Below are 14,983 nucleotides of genomic sequence, written 5' to 3' on the forward strand. Positions count from 1 at the left end.
AATAACCGGCTGCCTGGTCACCGGGGCAGCCGGTTAAGCAGCCCCTGCATCCCCTCTTTGACAATCAGGGCGATCACCCGCCGGCGTTGCGCGTCGGTCAGTTGGTGATAGCCCTCGATCCAGATCGTTAATGGGCTTTTCCCAGGCTTTCCGGGCACGACGCCAGAACACTGCCTCGTCAATTCAGCGACGGCGGCGGCCGGTAAACTCCGGATAGAATATTCCACCGCTTTTCCCTGTACGCCATGACGGCGCCGCCTGTCCCAGCCTTCGCGCCGGGCTCTGGCATTTACGCCCTGTGGGGTTGAAGGCAGGCTATACACTTCTGCCAGCTCTTTGGCCGTAAACCACGCTTGTTTCATTATCCTTCTCGCGTCTGAATGCCCGGTTAAGACAGGACACGCCCTGATCACTGCCGCGTGTTTTTAACCCCTCTGTTATACCATTCACCCACAAAGACCACACCAAAATTACGCGTATAAACGCGGATGCACAGATTTTTCAGACCCCTTGCCCGCTTTCAGGGATTTTTCAGATAAATTTTCGTTAATTTTCTATAAAAACCATTAATACATACTCCGTAAATGATTGATGGAAAACATTACCGTTCTGTTTCGTTTGGCTTATTTCACTGCATTTACAGCCATTATTTGTTGATGAGCACACATTCTTACCGTCTTTCAGAAAGTTATTTGCGCAAACTTACTAAATTTGATGTTATGAATTTCTCAAAATGCACGCAGGATTTTAAGCAACATGTGCATGTGGACGAGTAAGGACAAAGGGAATGAACATCAAGCTAAAGGCGGATTGGCACTCAGCAGATATTATTTCTGCCCTGCATAAAAGGGGCACGTCAATGGCGGCATTATCACGTAAAGCGGGGTTGAGTTCCTCGACCCTGGCCAACGTGCTTTACCGCCCCTGGCCTAAGGGAGAATGGATTATTGCCCACGCTCTGGGTGTTCACCCGAAGCGCATCTGGCCCAGCCGTTATTTTGATGCAGAGACGCTGTTACCGATTGAGCGGACAACCCGCCGGCCTTTGCCGAAGAAACTGCAACAGCCTTTGCCGAAGAGAGTGCCGCAGCCGTTGGTGAGAAAGGAGCGCGCCGGGGTGAAAAATCCCGGTTGAAAAAACCGCTGAAGCCAGCCCGGATTCCGGCCCCGAAAACGAACCGCTGGCATAGCGCCAGCGGTAATAGGGAAGTTATGCGTTAACGAATTTTACCCGTTAACGAACTGTTCCCCCAGTTCGATATCCTTGCGCAATACCTCCAGCATCCCTTCCAGCGCCTGTTTTTCAAATGCGCTTAATGTGCCGATATCCTGGCGTTCAGCCACGCCCTCTTTACCCAACAGCAGCGGTTGCGCAAAGAAACGGGCATAGCGGCCTTCCCCTTCAACATACGCGCACTCTACCACGTTACTTTCACCTTGCAGCGCCCGCACCAGCGACAGGCCAAAACGCGCGGCAGCCTGGCCCATAGAGAGTGTGGCTGAACCTCCGCCCGCTTTGGCTTCCACCACTTCTGTCCCGGCGTTCTGGATACGCCTGGTCAGCTCTGCCACTTCGTCCTCAGAGAAGCTGACGCCCGGCACCTGTGACAGCAGCGGCAAGATAGTGACACCGGAGTGCCCGCCAATGACCGGCACTTCAACCTCTTCCGGCTGTTTGCCTTTCAGCGCAGCCACAAAGGTATTCGCCCGGATGGTATCCAGGGTGGTCACGCCAAATAATTTGTTTTTGTCGTATACGCCGGCTTTTTTCAGTACTTCAGCCGCAATGGCCACGGTGGTGTTAACCGGGTTGGTGATAATACCGATCAATGCGCCGGGGCAGGTTTTCGCGACCTGCTGGATCAGGTTACGCACAATCCCGGCGTTGACGTTGAACAGATCAGAGCGATCCATACCCGGCTTACGTGCCACCCCGGCAGAGATCAATACCACGTCAGCGCCTTGCAAGGCCGGGGTGGCATCTTCACCACTGAAACCTTCAATGCTTACTGCAGTAGGGATATGGCTGAGATCGACGGCCACGCCGGGCGTGACGGGTGCGATGTCATAGAGAGAGAGTTCCGAACCTGAAGGCAATTGGGTCTTAAGCAAAAGGGCGAGCGCCTGACCAATACCGCCGGCTGCGCCGAGGACTGCAACTTTCATCCTATACTCCTTTTTTATGGTAAACGTAAAAATGCTGTGAATTCAGAACATTAATACTTTACGTCATCGCGTGATCCACCACAAACCATTAACAGGGCCTGTGCGGGCTTAGGCGATAATTCAGCCCGAACATTAAGGAAACTGCGAAGTAAATGAAGATCATAGTGCACAACGTGCCTGCAGAGTATGACATGATTCACAGCCTGCTAACCGTGAGCCGTGTGGCATCGATGCACAACATTTGAACAACATAATCTTAATAAGAATTCTACATATTGCCACTCGGCTAAAAACCCTGCCCAAACGGCATATTCATTACACAATGATTTTGCTACACTTCGCGCCTTTCCTTGTGCGAGTAAGCCTCAGATGATGCAGGCCCTCTCTCGACATTGCATAAAAATTCAATTATATGCATAATAATGACGTCAACTTTAGCTATTTCACGGTGCAATATGCGTAATCCCGCAAAACAAGAAGATCTGATCAAAGCCTTTAAGGCGCTGCTGAAAGAAGAAAAATTCAGTTCTCAAAGCGAGATTGTCCAGGCGCTGCAGGAAGAAGGTTTTGATAATATTAACCAGTCCAAGGTTTCGCGGATGCTGACCAAATTTGGCGCGGTACGCACCCGTAATGCCAAAATGGAGATGGTGTATTGCCTGCCCGCTGAACTGGGTGTGCCGACGACCACCAGCCCGCTGAAGAATCTGGTGCTGGATGTGGATTATAACGATGCCGTGGTGGTGATTCGCACCAGCCCAGGCGCCGCACAATTGATCGCCCGCCTGCTGGATTCGCTGGGTAAATCGGAAGGCATTCTCGGCACCATCGCCGGTGACGACACCATCTTTACCACCCCGGCAAACGGCTTTTCGGTGAAACAACTCTATGAGGCCATTCTCGGCCTGTTTGAACAAGAGCTGTAACCGGTGTGATACCGCAAGGGTACTGGCCAGGCTGGCCGGGCCATTGCGGTTGGTATGCTGCCCCTCCCCTCTTCCCTTTCCGCCCCTCTGCCTGCTCATTGTCCCTGAGTGATAATTCCATTGCGTTACCTGCATTACGCATATTGCTGCGCACTTCCCTGCTTCAGCAGTGATTATCACTGCTATGAACAGCACATTTAGTTAAATCATCCTAGATGTTTGATCTTACGAAAAATTAACCATAAATGTTCAAGATTTATACAATTTTTATGCTTTTTGGTTATTAAAAACTCACAAAGCCCCTCAAAGTAACCTCAAAAACTATTAGCGTCCTATTTATTTTCGAATGTTACCAGGCGTATACTTCTTTCCGTGATGAAACTCACAGTTTCCTAACGAATAATAAAATACGACGAGGCTAAACCATGAACATTAAAACAACCATCGCGGCTGCCAGCATCCTTTCTGCACTGTCATTCGGCGCGTTTGCAGCACAATCTATCGATGCCAATCAGGCCGCTTCTTTGCAACCTATGGGCACCATTTCTGTAAGCGGCGTCAGCGCAGCACCTTCTGACATCCGTCAGGCACTGTCTGAAAAAGCGGATGATAAAGGCGCAAAAGCCTACCGGGTTATCGAGGCGTATAACAACGGCAACTATCACGCGACCGCAGAAATCTACCAGTAATAAAACGTGCCCGGTAAAACGCACGTCAGTGAATCCCTGAGGGATCGGTGATCCCGGCAATGCATCAGAACAACCGGCAGGCAATACCTGTGATATGGCCTTAACGGTTGTCAGCCAACATTAAGGAACATCATCATGAACATGAAAAAAACCCTGGCCGCCCTGGCCCTGCTCTCTGTTGTCTCTGCCGGTGCCTCTGCCGCTGAGCTTATTACTGCGCCGGACAGCAACCTAACCCCGGCAGGCACCATCAGTGTCAGCGGTGTCAGCGGTTCTCCGTCTGATATCCGCCAGGCACTCTCAGAGAAAGCGGACAGCAAAGGGGCGAAAGCCTACCGCGTGATTGAGGCCTATCAGAACGGCAACTACCACGCCACCGCTGAGATTTACCAATAAGCACTCCCCCTCTGGAACCTTGCCGGCGCCCTCTCCCTACTCAAACCATTACGTTAAGAGGGTGCCGGGTTATCTCTTCAGGAATAGATCGTGTCATTACAAGTTATACCGGCCGTGTGTGGGTTGCTTGCTGCCCTTTCGTGGAGTGTGTCGGCGGCCCCTGTAGAGGCGAATGATGCCCAGGGGAACACGCAACATGCAGAAATGCTGCCGCTGACGCTGCCACACGCACTGACGGTAAAAGCCATTGAAAAAAAGGTGAGTGAACCTCACCGCTACGGCGTGCTGGAAAGCCAGGAGTGGCATACCCGCCCGCTCTGATCCAGATGTACCCTCGTCCTATCCGACGAACCCCATTGCCCCCGTTTGGGGGCTTTTTTTTGCCTGGAATGACGTGAAGGCGGGGCGTTGCCCAAAAAAACAGGGAGGCGAATGCCTCCCTGTTTTTGTAGCCCGCGGAATTGTCGTAGCCGGCGGAATTGCCGTAGCCGGCGGAATTGTCATAGCCGGTGCGGTTATCACTGCCGGTAACCTTTACCGGGCCGCTTTGGCCGCCAGCTTTTCCAGCAGCTTGTTATGAATACCGCCGAAGCCGCCGTTGCTCATCACCAGGATATGGTCACCCGGCTGGGCCGCTTTCACCACCATGTCGGCCAGCGTCTCCACGTCGGCGCTCCAGTGCGCGGGCTGGATACACTCCTCAGCGACTTCGGTGACCAGCCACGGAATATGCTGCGGCTGGAACAGGAAGACTTCATCAGCCCGGCCAAGCGACGGTGCCAGCTCGTTTTTGCACATCCCCATTTTCATGGTATTCGAGCGGGGTTCCAGCACGGCCAGAATGCGTGCTGTACCACCGACCTTACTGCGCAGCGCCGCCAGGGTCGCCAGAATGGCCGTCGGGTGGTGGGCAAAATCGTCATACACCGTGACGCCATTCTCCTCACCGCGCAGCTCCAGGCGGCGGCGGGCGTTGATGAAGTTATCCAGCGCCCGGCAGGCGTCCGCCGGCAAAACGCCCACATGGCGCGCCGCGGCAATCGCCATCAGGCCATTGTGCATATTGTGTTCACCCACCAGCGACCAGTTCACTTCGCCCACGCGCTCGCCATTCAGGAAGACCTCGAAACGGCTGGCGTCCGGCGTCAGCTTGGCAGCACGCCAGGTGCCGTTTTCACCGAGGAACTCCTGCTCACTCCAGCAGCCCATCGCCATCACCTGCTTCAGGTGGGCATCATTTTCCGGCAGGATAATTTTGCCCTGGCCCGGCACCAGGCGCACCAGATGGTGGAACTGTTTCTGGATCGCTTTCAGATCGTCGAAGATATCGGCGTGATCAAACTCCAGGTTATTCAGGATCAGCGTGCGCGGGCTGTAATGCACGAATTTGGAGCGTTTATCAAAGAAGGCGCAATCATACTCATCGGCTTCAATCACAAAGAATGGGCTGTTGCCCAGCCGGGCGGAGACATCAAAGTTCCCCGGTACCCCACCAATCACAAAGCCGGGCTGGTAGCCGCACGCTTCGAGGATCCAGGCTGCCATGCCGGCCGTGGTGGTTTTTCCATGCGTACCGGCCACGGCGATAACCCAGCGATCATGCAACACATCATCATGCAGCCACTGCGGGCCGGACATATAGCGGATGCCGCGCTCCAGTACCGCCTCCACACAAGGGTTACCGCGTGACATGGCATTGCCGATGATCACCAGGTCCGGTGCCGGGTCAAGCTGGGCCGGATCGTACCCCTGAATCAGGTTGATGCCCTGGTTCTCCAGCAGCGTGCTCATCGGCGGATAGACGTTATCGTCTGAACCGGTTACGTCATGGCCCAGGGAGCGGGCCAGCATCGCCAGCCCGCCCATAAAGGTGCCGCAGATACCAAGAATATGAATACGCATATTATTTCCATTAGATCACATCAGGTCAGCCGGTATTCTACCGCTCGGAATCGTCCAGAAGAAATGGATTTGCCTATGAATCGTCCATATCTTTACGTTAAACTCATTTCGCTTATGTTGGTGGTTTGTATCAAAAACCACTTTCCATCATTAGATTCAGGGATTGTGTCATGAAAACGTTAGGCGAATTCATTGTCGAGAAGCAGCACGATTTTCCCCACGCCACAGGTGAACTGACGGCGTTGCTCTCCGCGATCAAACTCGGTGCCAAGATCATCCACCGGGATATCAATAAAGCCGGGCTGGTGGATATTCTGGGGACCAGCGGCGTATCAAACGTTCAGGGCGAAGTGCAGATGAAGCTCGATCTGTTCGCCAATGAAAAGTTGAAAGCGGCGCTGAAAGCCCGTGGTGAAGTCGCGGGGATCGCGTCGGAAGAAGAAGATGAGATCGTGATCTTCGAAGGCGCGGAAGATGCCAAATACGTGGTGCTGATGGACCCGCTGGACGGCTCCTCCAACATTGACGTCAATGTGTCTGTCGGCACAATCTTCTCTATCTACCGCCGCATCAGCCCGATCGGCACACCGGTGCGGGAAGAGGATTTCCTGCAACCGGGCAGCGCGCAGGTCGCGGCCGGGTATGTGGTGTACGGCTCCTCAACCATGCTGGTCTACACCACCGGCTGCGGCGTGCACGCCTTTACCTATGACCCTTCCCTGGGTGTGTTCTGCCTGTCCCATGAAAAAGTCTGCTTCCCGGAAAAAGGCAACATGTACTCCATCAACGAGGGGAACTACATCCGCTTCCCGCTCGGGGTGAAGAAGTACATCAAATATTGCCAGGAGCAGGATGAGGCGACCCAGCGCCCTTATACCTCACGCTACATCGGCTCGCTGGTGGCAGATTTCCACCGCAACCTGCTGAAAGGCGGCATCTACATCTACCCAAGCACCGCCTCGCACCCGAAAGGGAAACTGCGCCTGCTGTATGAGTGCAACCCGATGGCCTTCCTGGCTGAACAGGCCGGCGGCAAGGCCAGTGACGGTATGCGCCGTATCCTCGACATTACGCCTGAATCCCTGCACCAGCGTGCGCCATTCTTTGTCGGCACCCGTTCGATGGTGGAAGACGCAGAGCGTTTCATCGAGCTGTACCCGGACAACTGATTCGCCACCGTGGCACACTCCCGAAGGGCGATCGTCAGATCGCCCTTTTTTATTGGGGGTGCGCAGCGTTGCCGCCTGCCGGCCGGTGAAGGATAAGTCTGAAAGTACCGCAAGCGGCGGCCTGGGCGTTTCCCGCCGGGCTGACCGCATGTTAAAAGGACAGGAATTCATAAAAGAGTTGGCTATAATAGCCGGCACTCTAATTCTGGTTCGATGAAAGGAAACCACTATGAGCTTGAACAACGTACCGGCGGGTAAAGATCTTCCGGAAGACATCTATGTAGTGATTGAGATCCCGGCTAACGCGGATCCGATCAAATATGAAATCGACAAAGAAACCGGCGCCCTGTTCGTTGACCGTTTCATGTCCACCGCGATGTTCTATCCGTGCAACTACGGCTACATCAACAATACCCTGTCCCTGGATGGTGACCCGGTAGATGTGCTGGTGCCGACCCCATACCCGCTGCAACCAGGCTCCGTGATCCGCTGCCGTCCGGTTGGCGTGCTGAAAATGACGGACGAAGCGGGCGAAGATGCCAAGCTGGTCGCCGTACCGCACAGCAAGCTGACCAAAGAGTACGATCACATCAAGGATGTGAACGACCTGCCGGAACTGCTGCGCGCCCAGATCAGCCACTTCTTTGAACACTACAAAGATCTGGAAAAAGGCAAATGGGTGAAAGTCGACGGCTGGGACAATGCCGACGCCGCTAAAGCTGAAATCGTGGCCTCTTTCGAGCGCGCGAAGAAGTAAGACTCATCAGCGTCACGCCTTATGATGTACGGCGTACCCTGTAAAAAAAAACACCGCTCAATGAGCGGTGTTTTTTTATGGGCGAGCTCCCGGCATTCACAGTGTCCGGGGTTCACGCGTCAGCCAGTTACCACTGGCAATGCGCGGCACGCCCGCCAGTGAACGCTTATAGATGTAGATCCATGCGCTGCCGTAGGGCGTTGCAATCAACTCCCGGCGGTAGTCCTTGGTATTGCTTTTCAGCTCGTCCAGTTCTGCAAGGATACCGGCATTAATCCGGTATACCTCACAGTAAATCGTGCCCTCACCGGGGACGGCCGCCGGATACTGCCCCAGATCATAGAGGTCAAACCCCTCTAACTCATGATCGCCCAACCATTGGGCATTGGTCATCCAGTGACTGTTACCCTGCTTGCGGCGCAAGCTGCCGTAGACAATTATTCGCATCGTTAAAACTCAAACTGATAGAGCAAATCCAATGCCTGGTCGAGTCCAGACACCGCTTCCAGATACAATTTCGGCATCAACCGGTAACGTAACGTCAGGGTCGCCAAAGAATCAAATATTCCTACACCATATTTTACTTGCAGGCCGGGCAGCACATAACCGCTGACCACCACCTGGGAGCTGTCGCCTACCCCGGCGGTATCCAGGGCCAGGTTGCTTACCCCGAATGCCTCGCCGATTTTACCCACAAGTTTACCACTTTGTGCAACCCCTAATCCCACCAGCATCGAGGTCATCATACTGCCGTCCGTGCCGGTGTCATCCAGCCCCTGGCCGCGCAGCAGATACGAGAGCGCTTCCTGTTGTGACATCGCCGGATCAGAGAAGATCTCCAGCTTCGGCTCGTCGGCCATGCCGGTGACTTTCACCCCGGCCACCACATCATTCTCGGTGGATTCCGGGTTACGGATCGCCTCAATGTTCAGCAGCGGTTGCGCCGGCGGGCCGGAGAACAGTAACTGCCCTTTGCGCACAATCAGATCCTGGCCATAGGCGTGGAAGCGGCCGGACGGAATATCGATCTGCCCGTTCAGCCCCAGCCCCTGCTGATCCTGCACCACTTTCAGCGCACCTTTCAGCTTCGCCCGCAGGCCAAAGGCATCCAGCCGCACATTGTCGCCAATGTTGACGGTCAGGTTGCTGTTGATCGGGATCGAGGCTTTTTTCGTTTCGATCGGCTGGTGTTGCGCATCCAGCATCACTTCATCCGACGACACGCCCACCGCGCTCTCCGGCAGGTCCTGCACCGTGATCCGCGCCCACGGGATATCGACATTACCGCTCAGCGAGAAGAGCTGCGGCGTCGCCTCAAATACCAGATCCGGCGAGACATCGAGCCGCACCATCGGCGGCACGATCACGCGCACCTTGTCACCTTTTGCCGCGATGCGCGCCCGCCACGCATCAATCTGCGCCCAGTCCGCGTTACCGGCCAGCGACAGCTGGCCTTGTGTCGTCTGGATCAGGCCATTGAGCGTGGAGTTATCACCGTTGAAGTTCAGGCCCAGGCGGCCGTTGGTGATGTCAAACGGCATCCATGAGCCGTCGATATCCACATCATCCAGCGCCATTTGCCCATACACCAGCGGACGCTGGGCGTTCCCGCCCAACCGCAGGTTGGCACTCAGCAGCCCCTTGGCTTTTTCATCGCTCGACAGCACCGGGTTAAGCATCGCCAGGGAAATAGCGTTAATGCTGACATTGCCCGAAATGTTGCGGCGGCCCTGCGGGTCACTGACCTGCACGTCACCGGCCAGCTGGCCGTTGTCCGCGATCTTGATAAGCCACCCCAGCCGTGCCCGGCCCTTGTCCAGCCCGGCCGAGAGGTTCAGCGTGTCGAAATCTACCGGCAGGGTTTTGCCCTGCAGGTTCTGCCGGACTTTTACCCCTTTGCCGGAAAGCGACACCGCCGCCTGCGGCAGGCCGCCCGCGGCATTCCAGCTGACATCCGCTTTGCCGGTAAAGATGCCGCTGAGCCGGGTATCGTCCGTCAGGTAAGGTTTGACCATCGCCAGATCAAAACGGTTGAGCACCAGGCTGGCCTGCCCGCTCGCCCCGGCGTTGATGGTTTTCGGCACACAGAGTTCAGCATTCGGGTTCAGCCAGCAATGCGGGCCTACCGTCACGCGCTGTTCACTGTTGAAATACTCCAGCGCGATTGCGCGGCTGAGCCGCACTTCGCCGACCGGCGTATCAAAGCGGGTATTATTGAGGGTGCCTTGCCAGCGCTGGGTCTGCCGGTCAAAACTGCCGGCCAGCGCCAGTTGGCCGGAAACCGGTTTGCCGTCAATACGCAGTTGCATCTGGTGCTGCTTTTCGCTGCCTTTGGCCTCCAGCGTTAACTGCCGGATCGCCAGCGAAGCCTGGGTCAGTTGCTGCACTCGCACGGCCAGTTCACCCTGGATCTGCTCGCCGGAGCGCACGTCCCCTTTCACGTTGACGCTGTTGATGCGCAGTTCCTGCCAGCGTAACCGGCTGGCAGTGAGATCGGCCAGAACCTGCGGGGCCTTCAGGTTTCCACGCAGCTTCAGGTTGCCTTTCGCCACGCCGCCCAGCCCCGGCAGGGCGTTATCCAGCGCCGGTGCATCGATCAGGGCATCCAGCGCCCAGTTCTCGTCCAGCTTGCCTTTCACATCAATTGCGTTGCGGCCGAGCGCCAGGTGCATCTGTGGAATATCCCACTGCCCGGCGGCATTGCCGCTGAGCTGGCCGCGCGCCTCGACCTTGTTCTGCCGCACATTACCGTCCAGTTGCAGCTCGGGAATGCGCAATTGCATGTTGCCGCCATACAGGCTGCCGCGCGTGACAATTTTGCCGCGCAGCGTCGCCGGCCATTCCGGCCACTGCTTCGCCGTGTTGATGCCGTCCAGCGTCAGCACCGTATTCCAGCTGATGGCTTTGCTCCAGTCCACCACGCCACTGAGGTCGGTGTTGCCCTGGAGGGCGGCCACCCGCAGCCGCGCCAGCCGGAACTGTTCAACATTGCCGCCGCCGTCCAGCGTGACGGTAGCCGGCGGCAGCCCGACACCGCTGATGTCAGAGTGCAGGCCGAGCCGGTAATCCACCGCTTTGCCGTTGAGGCTGACGTCAATATTCTTCACCTGATACTGCGGCTCGCCCACCAGCGGCCAGCGCAGTTCATCACTTTTCAGTGACAGCGCCAGCGGCAGCCCGGCCTCGGCCAGTTGCGTCTGCACGGTAAGATCGCTGCGTACCGGCCCGGAGAGGTTCAGCGCTACGTTAAGTTTGTCACGCAGCCCGCCGCCGACCGTCAGCCTGGCTTTCTCTCCTTTGAGCGGGTCCACATTCAGCGTGCTGTTCACGTCTATTGCCAGCGGCCAGTTGCCGCTGAGTGTGGCCTGCCCGCGGGCATTCAGGGTGCCCTGCGGCGAGTCCACATCCAGCGTGTCGAGTTGCAGATGCTGATCTTTGGTGCTGGCCTGTAACAGCAGTGAGGTGACGGTAACGTCGGTATCACCGGTCAGGCGCAGCTGGTTTCCGCGTATCGACTTCACGGAAATATCCAGCGGCAGGCGGAATTCCGGCAGATCCGGCAGCAACGGTTTGGCGAACAGCTGTTTCAGGGTGTCGCCCAGCGGCGGCCCAGGCGGTGCCGGTTTGGCCGGTTCCGGCGGGGCGGGTTCGGTGACCTTCTCCAGCGCCAGTTGGGCGGCGGTCGGCAGTGCCACCAGCAGGGAATTAATCTGCGTCGGCATCAGCGTCAGGGCGCGATCCTGCCATTGTAAGCCGGTGCGGAATTCATCCAGCGCAATCGCGGTGTTATCCACGGTCACTTTAACGTTATTGACCCGCAGCATCCGCAGGATGATGGGGTACGGCGTGCTCAGGTTGCTGTTGCCCGCTTCTTCTTCCGGTTGCGGGGCGGCCGGGGCCATCTGTTGGGTATTGACCGCCACATTCACATCCTGCGCCGTCAGCGCATTCACACAGAGCTGGCTGCGGCGGAAACAGGAGAGATCCAGCGAAAGATGGAACTGCCCGGCATTCACGGTGACACCCGGCATTTTATAGGTCACGCCGGTCAGCGTCAGGGAACGCCAGCCGCCGGTGACGCTGTTAATCTCCAGCCCCGGCACCCAGCGTGCCGCGCCGTTAATCACCAGATGCAGGCCGGTTTGCGTGCCGAGCAGAAAGGCGACAGTGCCCAGCAGCAGGAGCACCACGATCAGCACCCCAAGAGAAATCTTTTTCAACAGGCTCATAATTCAGGCCCCAACCCAATGTAGAACTCGACGCCGTGCTCTTCCTGATCGCCAACCGGGGCGGCGAAATCCAGTTTTACCGGGCCAATCGGTGATGCCCAGCGCACGCCTACCCCGGCGCCGGTCTTCACGTTGCTCTGTTTGATGTCGTTGACCGCTTCACCGGAATCAACAAACACCGCGCCCCACCACTTGCCGGTCACGTTGTATTGGTACTCCAGCGAGCCGGTCGCCAGCTTGGAGGCACCGGTGAGTTTGCCTTCATCATCCCGTGGTGAGATCGATTTGTACTGGTAACCGCGGATGCTGCGATCGCCCCCGGCAAAGAAGCGCAGGGAGGGCGGCACCCGTTCGAAGTCGTTGGTTTCAATCCAGCCCAGATTGCCGCGCACCACAAAGCGGTGTTTCTCCGCCAGGGTTCGGATCCAGACGTTTTGCGCCTGCACCACGGCAAAATCGATGTCAGAACCCCAGCCGGTATCGGAGACGTCAAGCGAATAGCGCTGCGAATCGCCCCAGTCCGGCATCAGCCCGCCGCGCTGGCGCGTCCGGCTGACGCTGACACCGGGGTAGATCAGCATCGTGGTGTTGGTGACGCTGCCCTGCGTAAAGTGGTCCATGCTCCAGCGCAGGTTGATGGCTTTTTTCCAGCCGCTGGAGGCATCCCAGTAGCGCGCCACGTTGGCGGTGGCCCCATCGGACTCGGTGTCGTTGAGGTCTTCGCGTTTAAAGCCGCCCTGTACCACGTAATATTGTTCGATCGGGTTTTTCAGCAGCGGAATTTTATAGCTGAGCTCCAGCTCCTGCTCCGGCCCGGAGAGGTTCATGGTGCTTTCCAGGCTGTGGCCGCGTGAGTTAAGCCAGGGTTTCTTCCAGTTGGCTTTGATGCGCGGCCCGACGTCGGTGGAGTAGCCCACCCCGGTTTCCAGCGTGTTACGGGTACGCGGCGTGACGACCGCGTTTAACGGCAAGACTTTGTGCTCTTTGGCATTCTTGAATTCAGGCGCGACCACCACGGAATTGAACCAGTTGGTGGCAGAGAGGCGACGGTTCAGCTCAGCCAGATCGCTGGCGCTGTAGTAGTCACCCTCATGGAAGGGAACAAGGTTTTGCAGATAATCATCACGGATTTGCGCACCCTCAAAGGTGACGCGGCCGAAGCGGTAACGCTGCCCGGTATCGAAGTCGATGTCCCAGAATGCCTGGTGCTGATCCTGGATGATGCCGAGCTGGCTTTTGCGCATGGTGGCATCGAAATAGCCTTTGCGCACCGCCACATTGGTAATCGAACTTTTGAAACTTTCGTAGGTGCCGTGGTTGAGCTGAGTCCCTTTCACCGGGATATTATTTTTCTTCAGCGTCTGGTAGTCCTCATCGTCTTTGCCCTGCCCTTCAATCACGACAGAGGTGCCGGCAATCCTGACCGGCTCACCCGGCGTGACGCGCGCAATCAGCACCGGACGGCCGGGCGGCGGCGTGGCCCGGTACTCAAAATCGATGGTGGGGTCGTAATAGCCGAACGGCCGTAACCCCTGGCGGACTGCCTTATCCACACTGGCCCGGAAACGCCCGTCAGCCGTGACTTCATCACTGCCGATGGCGGAAAGCCGCACCCGCACATTTTTCTCTAAATCCCCGCTCAAACCCTCCACCTGCAACCGCAACGTTGCGGCATGTGCCAGGGGGGAAGCCAGCAGTACACATAAAATACTAAGCACCCGGTTTTGTCGCACACGTACTCCTGGGAATGTTTTACTGTCCTGTAACGCAACACGCTGGCATAAAAAACAGCATCAGTATGGGCGAAATCCCTTCGGCCGGTAGCCGTTTAACCCTGAAATTTTGATTATCGTAAGAAAATTAATCGATAACAGACGATGTATTGTGTGCAAAGACGCAATCAGATACAACTAACGATCCTTACCCTGCTATTGAATGGAGCCCAGCGTGGTGCAGAATTTCGACAAAACTCAACCTGTTACTCAGGAAAACGCGTTACCGGGGCGGACCACGCCAATGCCGGTCGCCCCCCTTCATGCGGTCACCGGCCACTCCATGACCCATGTTCCTGACGGCATGGAGGAAGCGATTTTTGCGATGGGCTGCTTCTGGGGCGTAGAACGCCTGTTCTGGCAACAGCCGGGCGTGCACAGCACCGCGGCCGGTTACAGCGGCGGCTACACGCCAAACCCAACGTATACGGAAGTCTGCACCGGGCAGACCGGCCATGCGGAAGTGGTACGGGTGGTGTTTGACCCGGCCGTCATCAGCTATGCCACCCTGTTACAGCTGTTCTGGGAAAACCATGACCCGGCTCAGGGTATGCGCCAGGGCGGCGACATCGGCACCCAGTACCGTTCGGCGCTTTACCCGCTGACGGCGGCGCAGCAGGCCGCGGCGGAGCAGAGCCTCGCCGCGTTCCGCCGGGCGATGCTGGCCGCCGGCGACACCCGGCCGATTACCACGGAGATTACCGCGGCGCTGCCCTTCTATTATGCTGAGGATGAGCACCAGCAATATCTGCATAAAAACCCGGAAGGCTATTGCGGCCTCGGCGGCATCGGGGTTTGCCTGCTGCCGCAGTAATGCCTGAACGGCCGCCCGGTGCCCTTTTTTCTCCGCTGGCGGCCTTCTCAGCGCTGCTGCTATACTATGCGTGCTGCAAATGTAGGCTGTTTGCAGCATTTCTGTCTGTTATTTTAGAATTTTTCACTCAGTGTTACCCCCTGCCTCAAACGCGCCGGTCGGG

The 14,983-nt window shown here is 56.8% G+C and carries 14 protein-coding genes; 8 read left to right on the forward strand and 6 right to left on the reverse strand.

What is annotated here, in order from left to right; translation table 11 throughout:
* Window positions 1–17 precede the first annotated feature (17 nt).
* A complete protein-coding gene (locus CYR52_RS06035) occupies window positions 18–362 on the reverse strand; it encodes a DNA-binding protein (RefSeq protein WP_072927082.1) in 345 nt (114 codons plus the stop codon).
* A 425-nt stretch (window positions 363–787) separates the two neighbouring features.
* On the opposite strand from CYR52_RS06035, the gene CYR52_RS06040 reads away from it, so the two are divergent.
* Window positions 788–1,135: a helix-turn-helix domain-containing protein gene (locus CYR52_RS06040; protein ID WP_079205173.1), complete on the forward strand. Its 348-nt coding sequence runs from the start codon at window positions 788–790 to the stop codon at window positions 1,133–1,135.
* 92 nt (window positions 1,136–1,227) lie between these two features.
* On the opposite strand, the gene mdh is transcribed toward CYR52_RS06040, so the two are convergent.
* Entirely contained in the window at window positions 1,228–2,166 is a 939-nt protein-coding gene (gene mdh, locus CYR52_RS06045) for a malate dehydrogenase (RefSeq protein ID WP_072927081.1), read from the reverse strand.
* 455 nt (window positions 2,167–2,621) lie between these two features.
* On the opposite strand from mdh, the gene argR reads away from it, so the two are divergent.
* The 4 genes from argR to CYR52_RS22345 all read left to right on the forward strand — a co-directional run bounded on the left by argR (window position 2,622) and on the right by CYR52_RS22345 (window position 4,498).
* Window positions 2,622–3,092, forward strand: a complete 471-nt coding sequence (gene argR / locus CYR52_RS06050; protein ID WP_072927079.1) for a transcriptional regulator ArgR — start codon at window positions 2,622–2,624, stop codon at window positions 3,090–3,092.
* A gap of 425 nt (window positions 3,093–3,517) precedes the next feature.
* A complete protein-coding gene (gene yhcN, locus CYR52_RS06055) occupies window positions 3,518–3,781 on the forward strand; it encodes a peroxide/acid stress response protein YhcN (RefSeq protein WP_072927077.1) in 264 nt (87 codons plus the stop codon).
* 135 nt (window positions 3,782–3,916) lie between these two features.
* Entirely contained in the window at window positions 3,917–4,177 is a 261-nt protein-coding gene (yhcN, locus tag CYR52_RS06060; RefSeq protein ID WP_072927075.1) for a peroxide/acid stress response protein YhcN, read from the forward strand.
* Between the two features lie 90 nt (window positions 4,178–4,267).
* A complete protein-coding gene (locus tag CYR52_RS22345) occupies window positions 4,268–4,498 on the forward strand; it encodes a hypothetical protein (protein ID WP_139300261.1) in 231 nt (76 codons plus the stop codon).
* Window positions 4,499–4,711: 213 nt separating this feature from the next.
* Here the strand turns inward: CYR52_RS22345 and mpl are convergent, their stop codons facing one another.
* Window positions 4,712–6,079 carry a UDP-N-acetylmuramate:L-alanyl-gamma-D-glutamyl-meso-diaminopimelate ligase gene (gene mpl, locus CYR52_RS06065; protein ID WP_072927073.1) on the reverse strand — a complete coding sequence of 456 codons (1,368 nt, stop codon included), beginning with the start codon at window positions 6,077–6,079 and terminating at the stop codon, window positions 4,712–4,714.
* A gap of 170 nt (window positions 6,080–6,249) precedes the next feature.
* Between mpl and fbp the strand changes: the two genes are divergently transcribed.
* Both fbp and ppa read left to right on the forward strand, forming a co-directional pair.
* A complete protein-coding gene (gene fbp / locus CYR52_RS06070; RefSeq protein ID WP_072927072.1) occupies window positions 6,250–7,248 on the forward strand; it encodes a class 1 fructose-bisphosphatase in 999 nt (332 codons plus the stop codon).
* A 229-nt stretch (window positions 7,249–7,477) separates the two neighbouring features.
* Window positions 7,478–8,005, forward strand: coding sequence for an inorganic diphosphatase (gene ppa, locus CYR52_RS06075; RefSeq protein WP_072927070.1), 528 nt, complete (start codon window positions 7,478–7,480; stop codon window positions 8,003–8,005).
* Window positions 8,006–8,101: 96 nt separating this feature from the next.
* On the opposite strand, the gene CYR52_RS06080 is transcribed toward ppa, so the two are convergent.
* The 3 genes from CYR52_RS06080 to tamA are packed head-to-tail and all read right to left on the reverse strand — an operon-like array spanning window position 8,102 to window position 13,967.
* Window positions 8,102–8,452, reverse strand: coding sequence for a gamma-glutamylcyclotransferase family protein (locus tag CYR52_RS06080; protein WP_072927069.1), 351 nt, complete (start codon window positions 8,450–8,452; stop codon window positions 8,102–8,104).
* A gap of 2 nt (window positions 8,453–8,454) precedes the next feature.
* Complete coding sequence (tamB, locus tag CYR52_RS06085) at window positions 8,455–12,234, reverse strand: autotransporter assembly complex protein TamB (protein WP_101828192.1); 3,780 nt, start codon at window positions 12,232–12,234, stop codon at window positions 8,455–8,457.
* Window positions 12,231–13,967, reverse strand: a complete 1,737-nt coding sequence (tamA, locus tag CYR52_RS06090; protein WP_072927065.1) for an autotransporter assembly complex protein TamA — start codon at window positions 13,965–13,967, stop codon at window positions 12,231–12,233. Before tamA ends, tamB begins: the two co-directional genes overlap by 4 nt.
* Before the next feature lie 217 nt (window positions 13,968–14,184).
* Here tamA and msrA point away from each other — a divergent pair, with 217 nt between their 5' ends.
* On the forward strand, window positions 14,185–14,820 hold the full coding sequence (gene msrA / locus CYR52_RS06095; RefSeq protein ID WP_101828217.1) for a peptide-methionine (S)-S-oxide reductase MsrA: 636 nt from the start codon (window positions 14,185–14,187) through the stop codon (window positions 14,818–14,820).
* The last annotated feature ends 163 nt before the right edge of the window (window positions 14,821–14,983 follow it).

The sequence above is a fragment of the Chimaeribacter arupi genome (assembly GCF_002858805.1).
In the GTDB taxonomy this organism is placed as follows: domain Bacteria; phylum Pseudomonadota; class Gammaproteobacteria; order Enterobacterales; family Enterobacteriaceae; genus Chimaeribacter; species Chimaeribacter arupi.